16 protein-coding genes are annotated in these 24,602 nt (G+C 52.2%); 11 read left to right on the forward strand and 5 right to left on the reverse strand.

Annotation, left to right across the window (positions count from 1 at the left end):
* Positions 1-307: 307 nt before the first annotated feature.
* The 3 genes from H6F91_RS09685 to grxC form a co-directional block, all read right to left on the reverse strand.
* Positions 308-1,081: a 1-acyl-sn-glycerol-3-phosphate acyltransferase gene (locus H6F91_RS09685; RefSeq protein ID WP_190770652.1), complete on the reverse strand. Its 774-nt coding sequence runs from the start codon at positions 1,079-1,081 to the stop codon at positions 308-310.
* Between the two features lie 402 nt (positions 1,082-1,483).
* A complete protein-coding gene (tadA, locus tag H6F91_RS09690) occupies positions 1,484-1,969 on the reverse strand; it encodes a tRNA adenosine(34) deaminase TadA (protein ID WP_347280021.1) in 486 nt (161 codons plus the stop codon).
* Entirely contained in the window at positions 1,970-2,281 is a 312-nt protein-coding gene (gene grxC, locus H6F91_RS09695) for a glutaredoxin 3 (protein ID WP_190770651.1), read from the reverse strand.
* Positions 2,282-2,488: 207 nt separating this feature from the next.
* Between grxC and H6F91_RS09700 the strand changes: the two genes are divergently transcribed.
* A complete protein-coding gene (locus tag H6F91_RS09700; RefSeq protein WP_190770650.1) occupies positions 2,489-2,812 on the forward strand; it encodes a DUF1825 family protein in 324 nt (107 codons plus the stop codon).
* A gap of 149 nt (positions 2,813-2,961) precedes the next feature.
* Here the strand turns inward: H6F91_RS09700 and H6F91_RS09705 are convergent, their stop codons facing one another.
* Complete coding sequence (locus tag H6F91_RS09705; RefSeq protein ID WP_190770682.1) at positions 2,962-4,764, reverse strand: penicillin-binding protein 1A; 1,803 nt, start codon at positions 4,762-4,764, stop codon at positions 2,962-2,964.
* Between the two features lie 670 nt (positions 4,765-5,434).
* On the opposite strand from H6F91_RS09705, the gene tyrS reads away from it, so the two are divergent.
* From tyrS to tilS, 4 genes are all read left to right on the forward strand, one after another.
* Positions 5,435-6,679 carry a tyrosine--tRNA ligase gene (tyrS, locus tag H6F91_RS09710; RefSeq protein ID WP_199307733.1) on the forward strand — a complete coding sequence of 415 codons (1,245 nt, stop codon included), beginning with the start codon at positions 5,435-5,437 and terminating at the stop codon, positions 6,677-6,679.
* Positions 6,680-6,857: 178 nt separating this feature from the next.
* Positions 6,858-7,853, forward strand: coding sequence for a c-type cytochrome biogenesis protein CcsB (ccsB, locus tag H6F91_RS09715; RefSeq protein WP_190789305.1), 996 nt, complete (start codon positions 6,858-6,860; stop codon positions 7,851-7,853).
* A gap of 200 nt (positions 7,854-8,053) precedes the next feature.
* On the forward strand, positions 8,054-8,437 hold the full coding sequence (locus tag H6F91_RS09720) for a KGK domain-containing protein (protein ID WP_190770647.1): 384 nt from the start codon (positions 8,054-8,056) through the stop codon (positions 8,435-8,437).
* Between the two features lie 100 nt (positions 8,438-8,537).
* The gene (gene tilS / locus H6F91_RS09725) at positions 8,538-9,575 is read left to right on the forward strand and encodes a tRNA lysidine(34) synthetase TilS (RefSeq protein ID WP_242035715.1); all 1,038 of its coding nucleotides are present in this window, start codon (positions 8,538-8,540) and stop codon (positions 9,573-9,575) included.
* Positions 9,576-9,635: 60 nt separating this feature from the next.
* Here the strand turns inward: tilS and hmpF are convergent, their stop codons facing one another.
* Entirely contained in the window at positions 9,636-11,387 is a 1,752-nt protein-coding gene (hmpF, locus tag H6F91_RS09730; RefSeq protein WP_190770646.1) for a pilus motility taxis protein HmpF, read from the reverse strand.
* A 487-nt stretch (positions 11,388-11,874) separates the two neighbouring features.
* Here hmpF and H6F91_RS09735 point away from each other — a divergent pair, with 487 nt between their 5' ends.
* The 6 genes from H6F91_RS09735 (at position 11,875) to H6F91_RS27545 (ending at position 24,598) form a co-directional block, all read left to right on the forward strand.
* The gene (locus tag H6F91_RS09735; RefSeq protein ID WP_190770645.1) at positions 11,875-12,030 is read left to right on the forward strand and encodes a hypothetical protein; all 156 of its coding nucleotides are present in this window, start codon (positions 11,875-11,877) and stop codon (positions 12,028-12,030) included.
* Positions 12,031-12,528: 498 nt separating this feature from the next.
* Positions 12,529-13,812, forward strand: coding sequence for a response regulator (locus tag H6F91_RS09740; protein ID WP_190770644.1), 1,284 nt, complete (start codon positions 12,529-12,531; stop codon positions 13,810-13,812).
* A 97-nt stretch (positions 13,813-13,909) separates the two neighbouring features.
* On the forward strand, positions 13,910-14,275 hold the full coding sequence (locus H6F91_RS09745; protein WP_190770643.1) for a response regulator: 366 nt from the start codon (positions 13,910-13,912) through the stop codon (positions 14,273-14,275).
* Between the two features lie 11 nt (positions 14,276-14,286).
* Complete coding sequence (locus H6F91_RS09750) at positions 14,287-14,823, forward strand: chemotaxis protein CheW (protein ID WP_190770642.1); 537 nt, start codon at positions 14,287-14,289, stop codon at positions 14,821-14,823.
* A 41-nt stretch (positions 14,824-14,864) separates the two neighbouring features.
* Positions 14,865-17,552, forward strand: coding sequence for a methyl-accepting chemotaxis protein (locus tag H6F91_RS09755; RefSeq protein ID WP_190770641.1), 2,688 nt, complete (start codon positions 14,865-14,867; stop codon positions 17,550-17,552).
* Between the two features lie 188 nt (positions 17,553-17,740).
* Positions 17,741-24,598 carry a response regulator gene (locus H6F91_RS27545; RefSeq protein WP_199307725.1) on the forward strand — a complete coding sequence of 2,286 codons (6,858 nt, stop codon included), beginning with the start codon at positions 17,741-17,743 and terminating at the stop codon, positions 24,596-24,598.
* Positions 24,599-24,602: the final 4 nt, after the last annotated feature.

The raw sequence follows: 24,602 nt of genomic DNA on the forward strand, positions 1-24,602 counted from the left end.
AACACCGTTTGAGTGGGGTGGCAAGCGAGCGGCACGACGACAACGAGCGCGATCTAAACGACCTAAGCATCGATTAGGAGGGTCTGGGGCTGTAACCCAGTCCTTGGTGGCCTGAAATGCTCCACCTGAAATGGCAATACTCACGCCAGATGACCCACTAGTAGGCTGCGGCCTAAGTTCGCAACCTATGTTTTTGTGTAGGGTGCTTCGCACCCTACACAAAAACATAGGTGATGGATTTCCGCCTCAGCGTACTAGATATTGCATCCTGACGTAGGCGAACTTAATCCACCCAGTACCCGCAACATCAGGCAACTTCTTCTGTTTGCTTGGCCTGCTGTGTTGTGGCCCTGAGCTCAGGGTGAGAGGTCAAACACTTGTGTCTTAATTGCACTAACCGTTGCCGTAAGTCGTGGGTAAGGCGCTTGGCATCGTCTTTAGGATTGCCAGTCAGATAATCAGCCACCACCATGGGAGTGCTAATCTGAATGCGCACTTTGGAACCCCAACGGGGCATCTCCTCGTCATAGTGCAAATGAATGGGCACAATCTTGGTTCCTATACCAGGCTCGCTCCGCTCTGAATGAATGGCTAAGCGGGCCAACCCTGCCTTCAGAGGGTGCACCTGATTATCACGGAAAATGCCCCCTTCCGGAAAAATAACCAGCATTTCCTGGTTGCGCAGCAAATCCATTCCGTAGCGCAAGCTAGCAATACCGGGTTGTCGGGGGTTGACTGGAAATCCGCCTAACCTGCGGATAAACCACCCCTGAATTCCTTTCACTTCGTCTACCGTCACCATAAACCGCAAGTAGCGTCCGGTTACTCGTGGGCCAGTAACGTGGGGCACGATCAAAGCGTCCCAGCGAGCTTTATGAGTTGGGGCCAAAATAACAGGGCCAGACGATGGAAGATTTTCCTGCCCCGTTACTTCAATTTCGCTGAAGTAGGACGGTAAGAGAAGCCGGCTGCCCAGGGGATAGGCGATCGCCGAAAGCCAGGGAGAAATGCGAGAGTCGATGGGAGCAGCTCGCTCGATGGACGTGAGGTCAATTTCGGTCTCAGGTTTCGAGGATGCCATGAAAATCCGTTTAGGGCGGTAACGCCGTTCCAATCTGCATTTTTAGAATAGTCGGCAATTGAAGGAGCCCTGTTGGGAACAGGACAGTTCTACGGCCGTCCAGATCTAGGCTATCGATTCCATCAGGAAAGCCTAATCCATCGTTGGCAGGAACCCGGCCTCCGCCGCAGGTTATCTCAGCTATATCAGGACTTATGCATTTGTGTTGTGGTTGGTGTGCGAAGTACACCAACCACAACACAAATACACTACGGATAGCGGGCTCGCGTAAGTCCTGTATATCACCTCCGAGAAATCAGGACTGAGGCATTTAATGTTGGGTGTGGTGTGTTTCGCATACCGCACCCAACATTGAATGCCTCAGTCCTGAAGGTTTGAACGGAAGAGAATTTATCCGGGAGATCAGGAACGTCGTTCTAAAAACCACTGCTGTAACTGGTTACGGCATGCCGACTCTAATACCCCTGGCAAGACTCTCAATCGATGATTTGAGCAGGGGCTATCTGGCAGGTTCAGGACAGTACGTATGGTGCCTGCCTTTGGATCATCGGCTCCATAGACTAGCAGGCCCAGGCGTGCCAGCAGAATTGCCCCTGTACACATGGGGCAGGGTTCCAGGGTGACATATAAGATACAGTCTTCGAGATGCCAGGTGCCCCGTGCTTGCCCCGCCGCTCGTAAAGCAAGGACTTCTGCATGGGCTGTGGGGTCATGGTCGCGTTCTCGGCGGTTTTCCCCTGTCGCAATTAAAGAGCCATCCCCGGCTATCACAACTGCTCCTACAGGGACTTCCCCCGCGGCTCCTGCAGCTGTAGCCAGGGCGATCGCCTGCTCCATCCAATAGCGATGAGCAGCGTGTTCAGGCGATAGTACACTCTTTCCGGTCACTTAGACGGCTGGTTGCTGCAAGAGAGCATCAAGTTTTCCCTCCCGATCGAGGCTGTAGAGATCATCGCAGCCACCGACATGCTCATTGTTAATAAAAATCTGCGGCACTGAGCGACGACCATTTGCCCGCTCTGCCATGCGGACTCTGGCTGCGCCATCGCCGTCAATTTTGTATTCAGTAAAGTTTACTCCCTTCCACCGCAACAAAATTTTCGCGCGAATGCAATAGGGGCAAGTTTGCCAGGTGTAAATTTCGACTTGAGCCTTCGCTTCAGGATGACGGCCCAGTAATCGGTTCAGCATTTCAAACATGGTTTTTTAAGTAGGTTTCAAGTAAGTTGAATGATAGGAAAGCTTGCATTGGCTAGGTGATGTCAACGCCCATCGCCGCATTTCACCCCTGAAGTTGAGTGTAGCGATTTCCGCACTTTAGCCCAACCCCTCTCTCCCCTACAATGTATGTATTGCAGCCTACTCGCTGCCTTTCCACCGCTTTTCCCGTTCAGATCGCATAAAGCCATGGGATTTTTTGACTCCGATATCGTTCAACAGGAAGCCCGCCAACTGTTTGAGGACTATCAGAACCTGATGCAGTTGGGTGGCAGTTATGGCAAGTTTGATCGTGAAGGCAAAAAGATTTTCATTGAGCAAATGGAATCCGTCATGGATCGCTACAAGGTCTTCATGAAGCGGTTTGAACTCTCTGAAGACTTTATGGCTCAGATGACGATGGAGCAACTCAAAACCCAGCTCGGTCAGTTCGGTGTCACCCCCCAACAAATGTTCCAGCAAATGCACATGACCCTGGAACGCATGAAAGCTGAAGTCGAAAGCCAAATTTGACTGTTTTCCATGTATTTAATGCCTGTGTATTTAACACCACAGGCATTGAACATTTTTTCACTATCGCCAGAGAGCATGTACGGAAAGAAGGTGGGGTAAAACCCCACCTTCTTTTCGTACACACATTGTGGTCGCTGCTAGATAGGTACCTAAGGCCGTACAAACTGCGAAGCTGGCTTGAACTGTTCTGCTGGAACTCCCTCCAATGCTCGTAGCATAAAGCTCTTCCAGATAGGTGCAACATAGCCCCCACCCGTCGCCCCTCTACCTACTGGCGAGTAGTTATCGTTCCCTATCCAAACGGCAACGGATAGCTGTGGTACATAACCCACAAACCAAATATCCCGTTCCGAAGACGTCGTTCCCGTTTTTCCAGCAGCGGGGCGGCCAATCTGGGCTGATGTGGCGGTTCCTCGGGAGATAACCCCCTGCATCACATCATTGAGCGATGCCACTGCCCACGGGTCTAAAACCAATTGAGGCCGGGGGGTATTGTCCAGTAGTACCCGTCCACTACTATCCGTTACGCGCACAATAAAGGTCGTTTCAGATTGCCAACCTCCACTGGCGAAGGTCGCATAAGCCGAAGCCATCTCTAGAGGTGTCAGGTCTACAGATCCTAACGGTAGTGAAGTTACGGGCTCAATGGGGCTGGTAATTCCCAAAATTCGGCAGATCTCAATCACGCGGTTGATACCGACCTCTTGGCCCAACTTCACCGCGGGTACGTTGCGTGATTGCTCTAGCGCTGATCGAATACTCATGGCACCGTAAAAGCTGCCGTCGTAGTTCTGAGGAGCGTAGGACTCATAGCCATCGGGATAACTCACGGGAGAGTCCATGATGGTTGAGCTGGGCGTGTACTTGCCACTCGCAAAAGCTGCGTAATAGACAAACGGCTTAAAGGCTGAGCCTGGCTGCCGCAAGGACATAATTGCCCGGTTGTACTGGCTTTGCTGGTAGTCGACCCCGCCCACCATTGCCTTCACGAAATGCGTTCGGGGATCTACGGCGACGAGGGCCATCTGATCGGCCCGCAACCCGCGTCGCCGGATGGTCTGATATCCATCTCTCACCGTTTCTTCAGCAATCTGTTGCAGTTTCAGGTCGAAGGTCGTCTGAACCCGCATGCCGCCTTTCAAGACGGCTTCACGGCCAAACTGCTCTGCTAACTCCTGCTCGACTGCTTCCGTTAGGTAAGGGGCACGGCTTACATCAAAGGATTGAATATCCCCCAGCCGAATGGGCTGTTGCCGGGCCTCGGCTTCCTCTTCCGGGGTAATCCAATTCAGCGTCCGCATGCGTTCCAGCACAGTTGCTTGGCGCCGCTTGGCCAATCGGTAATCCACAAATGGGCTGTAATTCTCTGGGGCCTGAATTAACCCAGCCATCATGGCAGACTCGGCCAGGGTTAAGTCAGCGGCTTTTTTGTTAAAGAAGCTCTGAGCAGCAGTTTCAACCCCGTAGTTGTTGTGTCCCCAATACACCTGATTGAGGTACATCTCCAAAATCTGATCTTTGTTAAAGATCTGCTCTAACCGGAGGGCCAGTACCGCTTCCGCCAGTTTCCGGCTGAAGGCTCGTTCTGGGGTCAAGAACAAATTCTTCACCAACTGCATGGTGACGGTTGAACCCCCTTCCACCGTGCGGCCTTCCTCCAGGTTGCTCAAGAGCGCGCGGGCAATACTGGTGGGGTTAATACCGTGGTGGGAGTAAAACTGGTTATCCTCGATCGCCAATACCGCCCGCTTCAAATCAGGCGATACTTCGTTGAGTGTAACGACATCCCGGTTGAACTCGTCATGGATGCTGTCGAGCTGAACCCCGTTAATGTCGTAGATATAGCTTGTTTCAGCCGGAATATAGTTACGCAAAACCCTTACATCGGGCAGGTTTCGGAAGCTGATGGCTAGGCCCACTAGCCCGCCTGCGACGACCGAGCTGCTCAGCATGGTGATGCTGAGTAAAGTTCCAGCGGTAACTTTCCCGACAGATTGTACAAACTGAAAAATAGGGGCCAGTTCCGAGGATTGCTCCGGTACGGCCTGAGCAGAAGTACCCTCGGGGGTTGGCGACGGGTTGCGCCGGGGTGGTTTGGGAGGACGATTTTTCGGTCCCCTGGAGCGGGCGGTGTTGGAGGACACGTCGACAACCTTAATTACGAAACGGATCTGGCAAGGATTAGGTCGAACAGGCGAGTAGAGAGGAACACGTTAGCTGAGTTTAGGGCAGCCTATCAGAAGTAATAGCAGATATCTTCAAATCAGGCAGGAAAGATTCACAAACGTTGCCACGATTTTGGCAGAAATTGAGAGGTTTGTCCCGTTGTGTTCGATAGGATCCCAAAAGGCGATCGCCCATGCCCATCTACTCAAAACAATCTGTATAGTCTATCCCCTGTTCTAGCCTTGTCATCCGGATGCAAGCCAAGAATTACATAACGTTCGGCTAGGCAATCCCCATGGAAAGCGTGGCGAACCCAGACGGAAACACAAATTAAAACTATACTAGGCATTGCTCAAAAAATGATAAGAACCTGTGGGAGCGATAGAAGTAGGCGTGGGCGCAGCAAATTTAGCTCAATCAACTGTTAATGGCGTAGGGGAAACGGCCTCTTCCGATCTGGCCTGGTTGACCCGAGGGATTGTGGAGATCTTCCCAGACGACCGTAACTCCAAAGATCCTGCCGAAAATCTTATGCAGCGCTTGAAGGAGGGCGATCGCCCTCTCCGAGTCAAGCTGGGTATTGATCCCACGGGTACAGAAATCCATCTGGGACACAGCATTGTCTACCGTAAACTGCGAGCATTTCAGGATGCGGGGCATACAGCAGTCGTTATCATTGGCGACTTCACCGCCCAGATTGGCGACCCCACCGGCAAATCTGAAGTTCGTAAACAACTCACTACGGAACAGGTCAAGGCCAACGCCCAGACCTATCTGGATCAGTTGCGCCCTATCCTGGACTTTGATACCCCCGGGCGGCTAGAAATCCGCTACAACTCCGAATGGCTCTCTACGTTGGATCTGAGCAAAATTCTAGAGTTGCTTGGTACGATGACTGTGAGTCAGATGCTGGCTAAGGAAGGCTTTGCCGAGCGGTATGAAAAACAGGTGCCCGTCTACCTGCACGAATTTCTTTACCCGCTCATGCAAGGCTACGACTCTGTCGCGGTGCAGGCAGATGTGGAACTGGGAGGCACTGACCAGAAATTCAACCTGGCGGTAGGGCGGGACTTGCAGCGCCATTTTGGGCAAACACCTCAGTTTGGCCTATTGATGCCCCTGCTCTTGGGCACCGACGGGGTGCAGAAAATGTCTAAATCCCTGGGGAACTACGTTGGGCTGCTGGAGGATGCCCTGACCATGTACTCCAAGCTAGAGAAGACTCCGGATAACTTGATTTCCAGTTACTTTGAGTTGCTGACTAACCTGCCACTGGATCAGTTGCCGGAGAACCCGCGCGATCGCCAAAAACTCCTCGCCCTGGAAGTCGTCAGCCAATATCACGGGAGAGAAGAAGCTCTCAAAGCCCAAGAAGCTGCAATCATTCTCACCTCTGGTTCACCAGTATTTGGTAGCTCTACACTGAACCAATCATTGAGTGTCTCAGCCACAGCCCTTGAGGTACCCACATTTTCCATTCAGGAAATTCAGTTTCCAGTGAAGCTGTTTTATTTGTTGGGAGACAAAGCAACAGGATTGTGTAAGAGCAGTTCTGATGCCCGGCGACAGATCAAGGGTGGTGCAGTACGGTTAGATGGTGAGCGCATTACTGACGAGAACCAGGAATTTGCATCAGCTGAAGAAATCCAGGGCAAAGTTCTACAGGTTGGCAAGAATAAGTTTGCCCGTCTCGTACTTTGACAGGCCGTCTTTTGAACGGCACGAGGCACTTGTGTATTTTTAAGCAAGAACCCAGCGGTTGTTGGCTCAAAAATCCTCGAAGCAGCAACCGCTTTTTCCTTCTGTACCGAGACTCGATAGGATAGAGAGGGATCGCTGCACAGCGATCGAGATTAATCTCACGGGAGTTTTCCATCACATGGATTTGGTTGTTCTCCAAAATTGGCTGGATAATGCCTCCTTTGCTGTCCTCTTTTGCACCATGCTGGTGTACTGGGCGGGCGTGGCATTCCCAGGAGCAACGGTGCTACAGACCCTGGGTACAACGGGGATGGCGATCGCCAATCTAGGGCTGGCTGCACTTCTGGGTGCTCGCTGGCTAGATGCCGGATACTTCCCCCTGAGCAATCTTTACGAGTCTTTGCTGTTTATTGCCTGGGGCGTCACGGCTGTCCATTTCCTGGCTGAAAGCACCAGCCGTAGCCGTTTGGTGGGAGCATTTACCTCTCCCGTCGCCATGGGGATCACAGCTTTCGCGACCCTGTCTCTGCCCGCAGCGATGCAGAAGTCGGAACCCCTGGTTCCTGCACTGAAGTCCAACTGGCTGATGATGCATGTGAGCGTGATGCTGCTCAGTTATGCCTGTTTGATGGTGGGAGCTGTTTTGGCGATCGCCTTCCTCATCGTTACCCGTGGTCAATCGATTCAGCTCCATGGCAGTTCTGTGGGCACCGGGGCCTATCGCGAAGGTCGCTATCGCCTGCGCCGTGCTGGAGCACCTGTGGAGGCGGAGGAGCCGGTTGCGTCTTCGAGTGGTAGCACAGCCGTACTCAATCCTGTGGCGGCCACTACCATGGCTTTAACTCCTCAACGGCTAAGCCTTGCCGACACCCTCGATAATGTTAGCTACCGCATTATTGGTCTGGGCTTTCCCCTTCTCACCATTGGCATCATTGCCGGAGCAGTTTGGGCCAATGAAGCCTGGGGCTCCTACTGGAGTTGGGATCCCAAAGAAACGTGGGCACTCATTACCTGGCTCGTCTTCGCCGCCTACCTCCACGCTCGTATTACCCGAGGTTGGCAAGGACGACGTCCTGCGCTTCTGGCGGCTTCTGGTTTCCTGGTGGTTTGGATTTGCTACTTAGGGGTTAATCTTCTGGGTAAGGGGCTGCATAGTTACGGCTGGTTCTTTTAAGCTCGCGTTCGTCGCCCCGCTGCCGATATCGCTCCCCCTACACGGCATAGATGCCCAGAGCTACTATACCGTTATGAATTAATAAAATTCCAAAGAGGTATAAAGATTGCCACACCTCTTTGGAATTTTATTAATTCGCTAAACCCTTATATATTGGAACCTGGACAAGCGTCCCTGGATGACACTGAGGATCATCGTTAATGGAAGATTACAACCTGCTTAGTGATGACGAGGTGCTGCACGTCCGTGTAGGCCGTGTACTGATGCCTAACTCCACCTTTAAGGTGAGTGAATTTTTGGATGCCCTGGCTCAGGTCGTCAGCGAACGAGAAACGGAATGGGTAGACGAGTGCGAAGATTGGTTTACCGATGAGGGTCTCCGCTGTGAGGTGCTGCGGTTTGGCAACCAGGGCTGGCAGCGTGGCCGTGTCCGAATTCGCTTAGAGTTTCAGCCAGAACCCCAGAAGCTTCTAAAAGAGCAAGCGCCTCGCCGTGCCAACCGTCAGGAGCGAGCTTACCGGGGTGACGTCCAACCAGCGCGGGTCGAGGACGTTCCCTACGAAGAATTTCGAGATGATTACTAAGGGTCCGTCAAACTTTTTGTAGGGCTGCGACCCTCATAAAAATCTTAAGGGTGAGAGTTCTTCACCCTTAACAGATTGGCAAGGGCTCTACTGCCCATTAATGTTTTTGATGGTGAGCGATCGCCACCCCCAATCCACCATGTCGGCTGCATTCCTCTGGAGCCCCTATCACGCCCGTCTGCACCATACCCTTCGGCAACGGGGTCTTTTTTCTCGTAAACAAAGCATGTTGATTGCCGTTTCCGGTGGTCAAGATTCTCTCTGTCTGGCGCAATTGCTCTTGGATCTGCAACCCCATTGGGAATGGCGCATTGAGATCGCCCACTGCAACCATCGCTGGCGTCCAGATGCCGATGATAATGCAGCTTATGTCCAATCCTTAGCCGAAGCATGGCAGGTGCCCTACCATGGGCGCACCGCCGCTGAACCCATTCCCTCCGAAGCCGCCGCTCGTGACTGGCGCTATGCCGTCCTTAAGGAAATTGCCCGGCGGGAAGGATTAGACTGTGTCGTGACGGGCCATACGGCGAGTGATCGCGCGGAAACGCTTCTATACAATTTGATTCGAGGCAGCGGAGCTGACGGCCTGCAAGCTCTCACCTGGAACCGTCCCTTAAGTGACTCCATTCGTCTGGTTCGTCCTCTCCTGGACTTCCTTCGCTCCGAAACCGCTCAAGTCTGTCAGGACAGACAGTTGGAGGTCTGGTACGACGCAACCAACGACGATGTAACCTACGCCCGTAACCGTATCCGCGAAGAACTTCTCCCTTACCTGCAGGAGCACCTCAACCCCCGGGTCGAAGCCCATCTTGGGCAGACTGCAGAGCTACTACGAGCCGACGTAGCTCTGTTAGAAGAATTAGCAACAACCGTGCGTAAACAGGCTAGTAGCCCTGATAGCCCCTACGCCTTAAATCGGCAAGTGCTCAAAAACGCTCCTCTGGCCCTCCAGCGGCGGGTGGTACGCCAGTTTCTGCAAGGCTTATTGCCAGCATCCCCTACCTATGAGCAGGTCGAGAAGGTGGTACGACTTATTCTTGCACCCAACCGTAGTCAAACAGATCCCCTTTCGGGAGGGGCGATCGCCCGCGTTGAGCAGGACTGGATTCAGCTTCAATCGAGGGAATCCAATTACTAATAAATTGGGGGTAGCGCTAAGCGCTACCCCCAATTTATTAGTGATGATTCAGGTAATGGGTTAGGAAGCGTATTCTGGAGCCTGGGTCAAACTGCCGATCAATTGGCGCATCTCGGCGATCGCTTGCAACTGATAGTCGCTGGCTTCCTGGAACTGATTCATCAGCCCAGCAACGGCTTCCAGATTTTCCTGCAACTGCGGCAGAGCTCGGCTGGCAAACTGCATGGCATCCGGGTAGGAATTGAGCCGTCCCCAGATTTCGCCCAGGGCTCCCTTCTCAGCTTTCAGGTCTTGCTCCTGTTGCTGTAGCTCATTCCACAGGGCTTCCTGGGTCGCCGCTTGCTGATCCACTTGTCCCTGCTGATTACCAAAGCTATCTTGCATGGCCTTAAGGTCGCTCTGGGCTTGTTGCAAAGCCTGCGAAAGTTGTTGCTTCAGGTTATCCAGTCGAGACACGACGGGGGAGAGATCAATTTCCGGACCACTGCCACCACTGCTTTCTCCCTTACGACGGCTTAGAACTTGTCGATGCTGCTGGATGACATCTCGCCGCTCTTGCAAAGTCCGTCGTTGCCCTACCAGGGTCTCATCCAACATCCGATAGCGATCCTGCTCGTCTGCCAGCTCCGACTCCATGCGCATGCGATCGTACTCGCTAGCACTTTGGATTTGCTCCATCAGCTTATTGATGTCGTCCTGTTGAGCTGTCAGCTCCTCTTCCTGGCTGCTCACGAAGCGCGAGATTTTCTCCAGGTCAGCCTCCATATCTCGAACTGCCGTCTCCAACTCCTCTAGAGGCATCTTTTCCAGAGCGCTTAGGTCAATGCCACCACCCAAAGTAAACTGCCCCGACGTCTCAATTAACTGTCGGAATTGTTGTTGTAACTCATCCTGCTGCTGTAGCTGAGAAGTCAGGCTATTGATATGGTCCTGCTTCATATCCACCAGCTTTTGGCGTGCTTGCAGTTCCGCTCGAGCATCTTCTAGTGCTGTCTGAGCCTGCCGCCACTCCTGCCAGCGCGTCTGCAGCCGTTGCAGGTTCTCGTCCAGGGTATTCTGACGTTGCTGAGTCTGGTTCCGCTCCTCATCCAATGTCTGATAGTGGCTTCCAATGCTCTCCTGCTGATGATTGAGGATACCAAACGCCTGGTTGAGCTGTTCCCGTACGGCTTCGGTCGGTGCGATCGCCCCCGATAGCCGATCCAGCAACTCCTGCATCTGCTGGGCCTTCCCTTCATCGAGCACAGCCGATTGGGAATATTGAGCCTTCTGCTCCTCCATGCGGTTCATTTCACCCCGCAGATGAGCCCAGGCTCCTTCAAGATCCTGGTTCTTACGGTCGAACTCGGCCCGCTGCTGCTCTACATTCGCTTGCAGCTCTTCAATTTCCCGACGCTGTTGCTCCAGCCGCTCAAAGTCTTCCTCCATCTGGTGGAGTTGCTCTTGGCGAGCTTCTAGCTCCATTTCTCGACGGTTGAGTTCCTGGCTCTGGTAAGTCAGCGACTCCTTCCATTGTTCAATTTCTTCTTCCTGGGATTTGGAGCGATCCTGGAGGCGGGAGAAGTTTTGCAGAATGGTCACCAATTGACGTGCCGCATCGGAGTGCCGCTGTATCTGCTTGGTTCCACTCAGCTCAACCATAATCAGTGCACCGGCGTTGTAGCTAGCCATTTCATCGGGGCACTGAACAATTTCTTCATTGGGTACAGCCGTCCAGCTACTTTCTGAACGCTGGCACGCCAATAATCGAAGTTCCACCTTTGCGGTTCGGAACGCTCCACCCTTCTTCTGCACTTCGGCTAGATACAGCACACCAATATTCCTCTTCCGTATCGGTCTAGACTAAATACCAACGATGCAAATCAATCCACCTGATGGTTGGCAGTTCCTTAGTAGCTGGTAAGCCTATACTGACTTAGGAACCAGTCCCTAGCCCAGCCAAGGTCTTCCATAAGTCTAATCAAAGGCCCCATCATCATTATGTTGCAGAATAACCAAGGGGATACCGATCGAGCCGATGGATCTCGGTTATCCCTGGCAATTTGGTTAGCTGCTGGCGATCGCATCCAACCGTCAAATCGCTCCGCTTTCCGCCCCTGACATCTGCGAACACGCAGTGCGACTAGGTTGGGATGGAGGCACCTGAATCCTTCCGTTCAAATGTAACACCATCAAATGGGAACGGGATCTGGTTCTAACGCAAAAGCACAAACGCTTTTCTAAAATTTATGCAGCCTTCAGGTTTATGCCTTGAATGCGTAATTTTCCGGACAGCATCCAGCAAGCGCGAAGACTCACAATGACAACTTCAGATCTGATGGGTGCAGGGCTAATGCTCTTTGAACAGCCTTTTCAAGTATTGCGATCGCCCTTTTCCTTCCTGTGTCTGGGTAGTGTTGCAAATGCGTGGTTGGTTGTTGAGATGGGGGTAAGCTCCCCGCTCAAAATTAACTAATCAACATGTCTAGAACAGCACCAAATTTATGGCAATGCTCCACTTTGTCACCATTAAGAAAGGCTTCTGTCGTTCTTGGCCATCTCATCTATATATAACGTTGTGTAAACTTCCGGGTATCCACGATTATTCTGCAAAACCCTCTAATTAGGAAGCTTTACAGCCTTTCATCCGGCCTCCCAATGGCTGAAGTAGAGGTATAGCAGTGACTATAGATTGTCCAATCAATGAGTAACGCTATAGTGATAAAGCAGAAGCTCAAGAGCAGCCTTAATTAGCTGCAAAATCAGGCAAAAACCGCTAAAAAGCTACTTTTCATAGGTTAAAAACTCTTTGGGCGAGGAAAAGTCTTTCATTGCGATTGCTCAATACTTTGAGCATGGCTGATGATTTTCCCAATCTGATCGGGAATCTTGATGAAAGAGGTAACAATGAACTAGGTAAAGCACGCGGTTCCCCAATCCCGTGCAACCGTTTTCAGGAGAGCCACTCGGCTAAATGCAGGGCACACTCAGCGAAATCGATAGTCGCAGTATTCTTCAACTCATTGAATTAGGCCAGCGAACTGGAGAGCTGTTTGTCGAAGCCTACAGCTTGCCAATGGTTCCGACCGGCAATGATGCAGTTGTTGCACAGCAAGCTTGGCGGCGCCCTAAAGCCCCAGTCGAGAAATCCTGGTTTGTCTTCTTCCTGAATGGACAAGTAGTCTATGCCGGTGATGCTGGATCAGATTTGACGCGCCTGCGGGATTACCTGCGTCACTATCGCATTACTCTTTCTGCAGATAATGCAGCTCCTTCGGCGATCGCCACCACCAACGCTCCTGAGTATGGCCACCTCTGGGCTCTGCTTGAGAACCATACCCTTACGGCTGCTCAGGGACGCACCATCCTTCAACGTATGGTGCAAGAAACATTGTTTGACATCCTGAGCCTGCATCAAGGCGCATTCATCTTTGAGGTTGGCCCACCTCTGGTGCCTCAACTAATGCCCTTGGAAATCGGTGCGTTGGTGCCCCAAATTCTGAAACAGGTGCAGGAGTGGAAGCAACTGCGCCCCCATGTGCAATCTCCGGAGCAATGCCCGGCGCTTGCTGAAACCAGCCACCTACGTTCCAAAATCTCAGAAAGTGCCCTGACCGCCTGGCTCGATGGCAAAACCTCCATCCGTCGCCTGGCTCGCTATTTGCATCAGGACATTGTGGCTGTAGCAAATCGTCTTTACCCCTATGTGGAACGGGGCGATCTGCAACTGCACATGCCCCAGCCTATTCCTGCCCCAAACCCAAACCTACTGCCTCAAAATCGGGTACCACGAGTTGTGTGCATCGATGATGGGGCCAGTATCCGTAAAGTCGTTGAGCTCATTCTCAACGGCAATGGTTATGAAGGCACATCCATTAGCAACCCACTCAAGGCGCTGAGCCTTCTATTCCAACTCAAGCCCGATCTCATCCTGTGTGATATCTCAATGCCCGAGTTGGATGGCTACGAAATTTGCGCCATGCTGCGCAAGTCCACCGCGTTTCGTCAGACCCCCATCATTATGTTGACGGGTCGAGACGGATTTATTGATCGGGTACGCGCCCGAATGGTTGGGGCTACAGACTATCTGACGAAGCCCTTCGGAGAACACGAATTATTAACTCTAATAGAGAAATATATCGGGCCTGGGAATCCTGATCAGCCTGAGCCTGAAAAATTATTGGCCGAAGCCCTTGAAAATGAGTTAGAAATTGGTATCCCCCGATCTACTTCCGCCACAACTACCCCAACTGATTAATTATTCAATTTGAAGTGCATTATCTTGGTTTACAGGAGAATCCTTATACTGTCCTCGTTAAGCCTCCTTCCCAACCAATCGCGGTCGTAGAGTCGATATGAGTAAAGTTTTAGTCGTCGAAGACAGCGTAACCCAACGAGAAATGATTACAGATCTACTAAAGGGTAGTGGACTAGAAGTAACAGTCGCCAGTGATGGGGTAGAAGCCTTGGAGCAGATCGAGGATCTGCGGCCCGATCTAGTCGTGCTCGATATTGTAATGCCTCGAATGAATGGGTACGAGGTCTGCCGTCAGATCAAATCTAATCCCAAAACCCAGAACATTCCTGTTGTGATGTGTTCATCAAAAGGGGAGGAGTTTGACCGCTACTGGGGCATGAAGCAGGGTGCAGATGCCTATATTGCTAAGCCCTTCCAGCCCACAGAGCTGGTTGGCACCGTTAAGCAGCTATTGCGAGGATAAGGCGTGACCTAATGATCGGCAATCCAGATTTTTTAACCGGTAGTGGGCAAGATCAGGCCCCCGAACTACAACAGCTCGATAGTCCCGAGGGTGAGCTTCACCTGCGGTTTTTTGTCACGTCAGGGGGTGAGTTTGCCTTGCCTGCTATGGGCATCCGCGAAGTGATCTCAGCCTCCCCGGATCGAATTACACCGATCCCGAATGTATCCCCCCTCCTCTTGGGTACTCTCAATGTACGGGGGCGGGTCGTGTGGGTCGCCGATCTGGGTCAGTTTTTAGGTGATGTCATGCCCCTCAGCACCGATCGCTCTGAAATAGCAGTGATTGCGGTTGAGGATCAAGACACTATGTTAGGCTTAGCGGTTGACCGCATCTACGGTATGGATTGGCTGGACATCGAGGAGATTCAGATGCCCACCAATGTAGCCGATGGTATGGCACCGTTTCTCCGAGGAGAGTGGACTGTTGCCGATGCCACTGGCACAGACCATGTCCTCAGGCTTCTAGACCAGGTCGCAATCCTACGATCAGCGCGATGGGCGGCATAAATATCAGGCAAATTCCGAATCTGTTCGGGTAGGAGGAGCAAATGGGATCAGGCACTGAGTACGCACAAGAGTATCAACAGGCTGAACGAGCCTACATGCAAGGCAGATATGAAGAGGCTGCCGAAATCGTCGATCGCTTGGCTGCCAACCACCCAGACGATCCAAGCACCCGGCTGCTGCGAGGCCACGTCTATTGCTATGGCCTGCAACAGTACGAGATGGCCCGCCAGGAATACGAGACGGTACTTACCATCACCACGGATGCAGAATATATTGACTACGCCAACAGTGGCTTAGCCGCTATCAGCCAATATTCCTCCTCCGACTCCGATAGCCCAACGGGTGAAGATCCAAGCTTTGGGGTCGCGGACTTTGATATTGATTCAGATTTTGTTAGCACCCATGATCCCTCTTCCTATGGAACAAATGGATTCCAGGCAGAAGGGGATGACTTTGGCTTAGAAGACTTTGGTGCATTTAACGGCTCTGACAATCCCTTCGGGACAGCCGCTACGGAAGACGCTTACGATAATCCATTCGCTAACAATGTGGGCGATGGCAATATAGGCGGTGATGATCCGTTTGGCCTGGATGATTCACCGTTCAATACGGCGGCTCCGGCTTATCCTCCCAGCGATGATGAGTTTGGCAACACAGTTTTTGGAGGTGAGAATCTCAGCTCCCCGCCACCCTTTGAAGATGACTTTACCGTAGACGAAAATCCTGGATACGCCAGCAATAACTATGGCGATTATGGTTCTTCCCTGGATAGTGCGCCAGGGGTGACCCATAATCGGCAAGGCGATGAGGAAACCCTTTTTATGTCGGGTGATGAATTAGAAGGTCAGCCCCAGATGGATCAGACCTTTGGGTATCCAAGCTACAACTCCACCGTCAGCCTGAACACTGGCTCTGACAGCTTTAATGATTTTGATTTGGAAGACCTGGATGATTTTCAGGACTTTTCTACCAGCGAAGAACCCCGTCCAGCGCCTCAAAATACAGTTCGCTCTGGAGGAGCTGATTTTCTTGATGACTTTGAGGAGTTTGACGATCTGGGAAGTCTGCCCGACTTTGACCTATCGGACAACTCTGCTGGTTTTAGCAGCCCATCCGTTGGGATCTCCAACTCTATGTCCTCCGGGGATTCCAGCTTCGGCTTCGCAGACAGCGGCGACCAATCCGTCATTCGGGAAGACGAAATCTTCAGCATTGCAGGTAATACTGAATCGTTGCCGACATTCACGTCCGTTGATGTCCGTGATGTGGAACCCGAAGTAAGTGTGGAGCAAGGATGGACGGCTCCGATGGAGAATGCTTCCCTTTCCTCCAAGCGTTGGATTATTGCTGGAGCGACAGGGATTGTATCGGCTCTATCGGTTGCAACCGTTAGTTTCATCTCCTCCAGTCTTCTCGTACCCCCGCAAGACAAGCCTACCGTGGTTCCTTACACCACCCGTTCTGGCTTGCTGATGGCGGCAGCTGCAGGCTTATGCGGGGCAGGTACCGCTGCGGCTCTAAGTTGGGCCACAACCCGTCAAATGCAGCGCTCTGTAGATGACTTGCAACGCCAGTTTGAATCGGTTTCTCAGGGAAACCTGAATGCTCGAGCTGTAGTGTACTCCGAGGATGAACTGGGCCGCTTGGCGACTGGCTTTAACCAGATGGCTCGAGTGATTTTAACGACCACCAGTGAAGCTCAGCGTAAGGCGGAAGAGCAGGAGCAAGCGAAGGAAGATTTGCAGCGTCAAGTGATTCGCTTACTGGACGACGTAGAAGGCGCGGCCCGAGGTGACCTGACGGTACAGGCGGAAGTAACTGCCGACGTTCTGGGAGCCGTTGCTGATTCCTTCAACCTCACCATTCAAAACCTGCGAGAGATTGTGGAACAGGTGAAGACTGCTGCTCGGCAGGTAGCCAAGAGTTCTACAGAAAATGAAATATTTGCGCGATCGCTCTCCTCTGACGCTCTCCGTCAGGCCGAGGAGCTGGCCGTCACCCTCAACTCTGTGCAGGTGATGACCGACTCGATTCAGCGGGTGGCCGAAAGCGCCCGTGAAGCTGAGGAAGTAGCCCGTTCTGCATCGGCTACCGCCCTCAAAGGTGGGGAAGCGGTGGAACGTACTGTATCCGGTATTTTGGAAATCCGAGAAACGGTGGCGGAAACAACCCGGAAGGTGAAGCGACTGGCCGAATCTTCCCAGGAAATTTCCAAGATCGTGGCATTGATTTCTCAGATCGCTTCTCGTACGAACTTGCTGGCCCTTAACGCCAGTATTGAAGCGGCTCGTGCCGGTGAAGCAGGTCGAGGATTCGCCATTGTTGCCGATGAGGTTCGTCAGCTAGCGGACCGGGCGGCTAAAGCGTCGAAAGAAATCGAGCAGATCGTATTGCAGATTCAGGGTGAAACGAGCTCGGTAATGACGGCAATGGAGGAAGGTACCCAGCAGGTTATTGAGGGTACTCGACTGGCAGAACAGGCCAAGCGATCGCTCGAAGACATCATTCAGGTATCTAACCGAATTGACGTGCTGGTGCGTTCTATTACCGCCGATACCGTCGAGCAAACGGAAACCTCCCGAGCTGTGGCCCAGGTTATGCAATCCGTTGAGTTAACCGCTCAAGAAACCTCCCAGGAAGCCCAACGGGTGTCCGGTTCTCTTCAGAGTCTGGTGGGAGTTGCGCGTGACCTGCTGAACTCCGTGGAACGTTTCCGCGTTGAAAAATAAGCCATTCTTATTTCGTTAACCCCTATTGGAGGGATGACGTGATAGTGATATGGGAGAAGTCGGGTACATTAGATGCAATTCATCTATAAATCGGCCGACTGATCGGTTTGTATCAGGTGCCACCGAGTGACATCTACCAAGCCCACTTGGGTGCATAGCCAAACCCAGCGTATTCGAGGAACACTGCCATGCTGTCGGAACAACAACAGCGGATTATGGGGTACTTCATTGAGGAGGCGAAAGACCACCTCAATACCATTGAGCAGGGGTTGCTGAGTCTCCAGAACACCATTTCAGACCCCGAGATGGCCCATGAAGTATTCCGTGCGGCCCACTCCGTAAAGGGCGGAGCAGCAATGCTGGGTTTGGACAGCATTCAGCAAACCTCCCACCGCCTAGAAGACTACTTCAAAGTCCTGAAGGAATGCCCGGTTCAAGTTGATCAGCGCTTAGAAAGCCTGTTACTGAACGTCTTCGACACCCTCCGGGATTTACTAGACCAATTGCAGGGGCCATTCGGGCTAACGGATGATAAAGCGCAAGAAGCCATGGTGGCGATTGAGCCCACCTTTGCGCAGCTCAACGAGCACATCAGTAAATTGGTTGCTCAGGCTGGGGTCACTCCTCCTGATGACGTGAACTTGCAGTCGGTACCTGTCGCGCCACAGCCAGTCATCACCCCACTGGTTGTTGCGGCTCAACCTGCTGAGGAAAGCGCGTTTCAACTTATCTTTCAAAGCGATGTTCCGGCTCGTCTCCGGGATATGTTGCAGCTCTTTAAGCAACCTGATCGTCCCGAAATACGGCAGCAACTGGACGGAATATGTCAATCCCTGGCCCAGGCTGGAGAGCAATTTGAGCTCGTACCCTGGGTCGATTTGTTGAATCTGACACGGCGAGCGGTCGCCCACCCTGAGAACGAGTTCCGGGCTTTGGCTCCCGTCGTCATTCGCGAAATCAAGCAAGCTCAGGAACAAACTCTTGCAGGCCAGTCCATGGCGATTTCGGCTGGGGACGCCTTACTGGCTTTGGTGCCACCAGAACCCGAGCTTGAGTTCAACGAGCTAGAAGCTCTAGACTTCCTGACTGACGACATTGAAGAGGTTGGTACCTTTGAGTTGCCCGAACTGGGCTTTGGCTTGGATGAGGCGGCCCTGCTGGAAGATGCCGATTTGGCAACCGGAGCAGGCTTGATGGCCGATACAGATATTGACTTTGGCGATCTGCCCTCTCTGGAACAAGATAGTACCTGGGTGCAGGAAGACGCCTTTGCAGATTCGAGTTTAGCCGATGAGTTAAACACCAGCGAATTCACTTCAACGTCAACAGATGATGGCCCTATAGTTGGCATGGCTGAATTGAATAGCCTGGCCGATCTTTTTGAGGCTGACACTCCGGAACTTGGTATGACCTGGCAGGAAGAGGAAATCCTCAGTGATGCAGATGCCGGTATGCCTGAGCCGTTAGAGTTAGATAATTCAGGAGATTTCAGTGATCTTCTGCAAACAGGCTTTGGCAACACTGATCCTTTTGCTCTGGAAATCCCTGCTTCATCGGATGAGGATGATGATAGCCTCTCCGATCTGCTCCGTCAGGCAGAGCTGCCAGATGCTGCTGGCCTTGATTTGGACTTAGGTTCCAGTGATGCATTTTTGACAGAATTAGGTGGCCTGGATGTAGGAGCTGCGGGAAGCGATCGCGCCTCCATTGATAACCAGGAAATGATTGGCGAACTCAATCTCTTCTTCTCTGATATCCAGGATGATTCTTTTGGAGAGACCGGTGCTACCAATCTCCCGCCTAGCGATGAAGAGAGTGTCGATTTTCTGTTCGAGGATACCTCTGAGACAGTCATCATCACTGATTTGCCTGGAATGGATGATCCTTTTGGAGGGATTAGCATTTCCAGTTTTGGCCCTGATGAAGACGAAGAACTAACTTTAGAACCCACAAATCCTTTTCAGGATGTGGGAATGGCTGACCTAAACTTGGCAGTTGACGATCAATCTTCTCCTGATTTTGAAGATGGCAATCCTTTTGCTGATCTCAGCTTTGGGGAGGAGAGTAACCCATTAAGCGAGTCCTTTGCAGATGAATCTCTATTCTCAGAGCCTGAAAGTGTCACAGCTTCAGGAGAGGAATCTGCTTCTGAGGAAGCTTCGGCTGAATCACTGTCCTGGCTAGACATGCTCGATTCCGATGAAGGGTTGACGGGGATGCCTGCCGCTCCTTCAATGTGGAACACAGATGACGAGGATGTGACTGCTGACCTGTGGGACAGTGATCAGGCCCAGGCAGCAGCATCTGCCGGCGATCCCTTTGGTAGCTTTGACCTATCAATGGCGGTACCTGAGCCAGCTGCAGATGTTGCACTTGCATCAGAAGAAGTACTTCTTGAACTTGACCCTGCTCTCACAGCCGATAATCTCGATTTAGATCTAGATCTTCCTGTTGATCTGAGCGATGACAACCTGGAGTCTCTTGATCTGGATTTAGACAGCTTGATTGCTGCCACCGAACCTGAAGCCATAAGCGCCAAGGGCTGGGATGCTGAGGGAAGTGATTTAGGACTCGATCTGAACCTGGATTTCGCGGAGAATTCTGAGGACCTAGGGTTAGGCTCTTCACTAGAAGCTACTCCTGCTTTGGAGCATGATTTAGGGTTCGGCGAACTCGATCTGGGTAGTGGTGACTTTACGGGTAGCGGGTCTGAGGATCCATTTGCTACAGATATGCCGGGCTTCGATCTAGATTTGGGGCTGGCTGATGAGAGCTTCCCAGAGGCCACAGCAGAGAGCTCCGTAGATAATTTCAACAGTTTTCTGAATGAAGAGAGCCTAGATTTTGATCTGGAGGTGCTTTCAGATGGACTGACCGCTACACCTGTCGAGGAGACACCTGACAATCTGGGCAGCATAGCGGATAGCGCTGACCTTGATTTTGATCTGGGTCTTGGCTTTGATGTGCAGCCAGAAGCGGAAGACAGTGAAATTTCTGGAGATTTAGATGCACTGCTAGGTGAATCAGCTCTCGACTTTGATCTGGAAACGGAATCGAGTGAGCTGACAGAATCTTCTGTAGATCAATCTTCTGATGATTTTGATGTCTTGCTGGGCGACGGGTCAGAGCTTGATTTTGATCTGGGGATGGAATCGAGTGAACTGACGGAATCCTCTGTAGATGAATCGTCTGAAGGTTTTGATGCCTTACTGGGCGGGTCAGAGCTTGATTTTGATCTGGGGATGGAATCAAGTGAACTGACGGAATCCTCCGTGGATAGCTCCTCTGAAGATTTTGATGCCTTGCTGGGCGGCGGGTCAGAGCTTGATTTTGATCTGGGGATGGAATCAAGTGAACTGACGGAATCCTCCGTGGATAGCTCCTCTGAAGATTTTGACGCCTTGCTGGGCGGCGGGTCAGAGCTTGATTTTGACTTAGGAATGGAATCGAGTGAACTGGCAGGATCTTCTGCAGATAGTTCTTCTGAAGATTTTGATGCCTTGCTGGGTGGTGGGTCAGAGCTTGATTTTGATCTGGGAATGGAATCAAGTGAACTAACAGAATCCTCTGAGGATAGCTCCTCTGAAGATTTTGACGCCTTGCTGGGTGGTGGGTCAGAGCTTGATTTTGATTTGGGAATGGAATCAAGTGAACTGACAGAATCCTCTGTGGATAGCTCCTCTGAAGATTTTGACGCCTTGCTGGGTGGTGGGTCAGAGCTTGATTTTGATTTGGGAATGGAATCAAGTGAACTAACAGAATCCTCCGTGGATAGCTCCTCTGAAGATTTTGACGCCTTGCTGGGTGGTGGGTCAGAGCTTGATTTTGATTTGGGAATGGAATCAAGTGAACTGACAGAATCTGTAAGTGACTCATCGGGTGGCTTTGACAACTTGTTTGATGAACCTGGGCTTGATTTAGACCTGGGTATGGCATCCGATATGTCACCAGACCCCTTTGTCAACACCGCATCAGATGAGACTGAGAATCTGTTTGATGGAGCGGCTCTCGATTTTGGCTTAGGGTCAGAATCGAATGACCTATCAGAAGTAACCAGCAGTGAGACATCGGAAGATTTCGATAACCTGTTTGATGAATCTGAGCTGAGCCCTAATCTGGGGGTGGATTCAAGGGAGTCTCTTGATGCTTCTGATGGTGATAATGCGGACAGTTTCGATGCCCTTTTAGGTGAGGCTGATCTTAGTCTTAATTTGGCGTTCGATGCCTCAGATGATGCGTCTGCCAGCCTTACAACTGATAGCTTCGACGACCTCTTTGGGGATGCACAATCCGAGTTTGATGCACCCCTTGCATCCGTCGAAACGTTGGATAGCGACTTGTCAGAAGACTTCGGGAATCTAGATAGCTTTCTTAACGAGGAAACTGATTTAGGGCTGGATCTGGAGTCTTCATCGGCATTTGATGATGAGTTGGGCTTTAGCCTTGATGAAGCAGGAGATACTGAGGCGGATGAATTAACGGAGCTTGCTTTTGCTGGGTTGTCGCTGGATGAGGACACAGAAGAGTCTTCTCCCACTCTGTTTCCGGATGATGGAAGCAGCTTTGATTCCGACACGGACTTGTCGCTTGACTTCGATGTTGACACGCTACTTGACGATGTCAGCAGCGGTCAGCTTCAAGAAGCTGATTTGAGTGTGACAGGTTCGGGGGACGTGGACGGTTTTGCAGATCTGGATGCCTTACTGGAGGAAAGCTCTTTTGAGCCTTCTGGAGCAGCAAGCTCTGAGCCTGACGCTGGGCTGGATGAATTTGCCGACCTAGATGCTTTGTTAGGGGATGCATCATCGAATGGTGGCGTTACAGATACAGCAGGCGGTGATGATTTTGCAGATTTGGAGGCACTTCTAGGTGCAGATTCTCCTGGGTTAGCTACGCCATCTGTTCAGCCAGCAGAACCAATATCTTCTTTTCCCAGTGATGAATTTGAAGACCTCGAAAAACTGCTAGAAGCTGCCGACAATACGTTGGGTGGACCACCCAGTGTTCGGGGAGTTCGCAGTCCTGCGATCGCCAACCGGCGTCCCACCGCAGCTCGTACCTCGGGTATGCGGGGTGATCAGACGATGCGGGTGTCCGTCAAGAACCTGGACAACCTCAACAACCTGATTGGGGAACTGGTGGTCAACCGGAACAGCCTGGAACAGGCCGAAGAACGTCTGCGGCAGTTCCTGGATAACCTGCAATACCAGGTGCAGCAGCTCAGTGATGTGGGGCAGCGGATGCGTGACCTGTATGAGCGATCGCTCCTCGAAAGCTCCCTCATGTCGAGCCGTAAGAGCTATCAGATGGCAGGGCCTCATCAGACAGGCACACCCGCAGCTTCACAATCTCATGCCACTGGAGTCAGCTTCGATGCCCTGGAGATGGATCGCTTCACTGGCTTCCATACCCTGTCCCAGGAAATGATTGAGCTGATTGTCCGAGTTCGGGAATCGGCCTCTGATATCGACTTCGTGGTGGGTGAAACTGATCAGGTTACCCGTAACTTCCGCCAAATTACCAGCCAGCTTCAGGAGAGCCTGACTCGGGCTCGAATGGTACCCTTTGCGCAAACGGCGGACCGTTTGCCTCGTGCGGTACGTGACATCTCGCTGCGCTGTGGCAAACAGGCTGAGCTGACGATCGAAGGCCGGGATACTCTGATTGACAAGATGATTCTGGAGCAGTTGTATGACCCGATGACTCACCTGGTCAACAACGCTATTACCCACGGTATTGAAACTCCGGAAGAGCGGACATCTCAAGGTAAGGCCGCTACTGGGCGCATTACCGTTCGGGCCTTCCACCAGGGTAACCAGACTGTTATCTCGGTGAGTGATGATGGCGCAGGGATTGATCCAGATCGGGTGAAGCAGAAGGCGATCGAGCGGCGTCTGATTACCCCCGAGCAAGCTCGGATGATGAACCGCCTGGATGTTTACGACCTGCTGTTCCATCATGGATTCAGTACACGCGATCGCGCCGACGACTTTGCCGGACGGGGCGTTGGCATGGACGTGGTACGTACCAGCCTCACAGATATTCGTGGGGTGATCAACATTGACTCCACCGTGGGTCGTGGCACCACGTTCACCATTCGTCTGCCTCTCACCCTGAGCGTTTCTAAGGCGCTGTGCTGCATCAGTAATCGCGCCCGGATCGCCTTCCCGATGGACGGGGTGGAAGATATGCTCGACGTACCTCGGGAGCAAATTCAGATCAACTCTGAGGGCCAGTCCTGCATTCAGTGGCGAGATCAACTGCTCCCCTTCCAGTTACTCTCTGACCTGCTGAAGTTCAACCGGAGCCTTGGACGTGGAAGCGTTTATGGCGGTAACCAGGAAGAGGATATTGTCTCGGTGGTTGTGCTGCGGAGTAACGCGGGTAGCTACCTGGCACTTCAGGTTGACCAGGTGCTGGGTGAGCAGGAAATTGTAATCAAGCAGCTCGAAGGTCCAGTTCCCAAGCCCGTCGGTATTGCGGGTGCGACGGTTCTGGGGGATGGGCGGATTATGCCGATCGCTGACGTTCTGGAACTGATCGACCTGTCCCTGGGACGGATTCGCCGGGAGGCGGGTACTCCCTTCTGGGATCAGGGAGCGGATCAGATTCCTCTGGAGCCCGTATCCGAACTCAAGACCGAACCAACGGTGTTGATTGTGGACGACTCGATCACGGTACGCGAGTTGCTGTCGATGACCTTCAACAAGGTGGGCTACCGAGTAGAACAGGCTCGTGATGGCCAGGAAGCTTGGGAAAAGCTACGTTCAGGCCTACCTTGCGACCTTGTATTCTGCGACATCGAGATGCCTCGGATGGATGGTCTGGAACTGCTCTCTCGTTTGCAGAAAGACGGGCATCTGAACCGAGTTCCCATCGCTATGTTGACCTCTCGTGGTGCTGACCGTCACCGCCAAATGGCAATTCAGCTTGGGGCTAAGGGCTATTTCACCAAGCCTTACCTGGAAGAAGTGCTGCTGGATGCTGCCCAGCGTATGCTGAAGGGCGAAATCCTGGTAGAAAGTGCCGCTGCTGAAAACAGTTAGCGAA

Origin of the sequence: Leptolyngbya sp. FACHB-8, assembly GCF_014695575.1 — a bacterium.
Lineage (GTDB): Bacteria > Cyanobacteriota > Cyanobacteriia > Elainellales > Elainellaceae > Vacuolonema.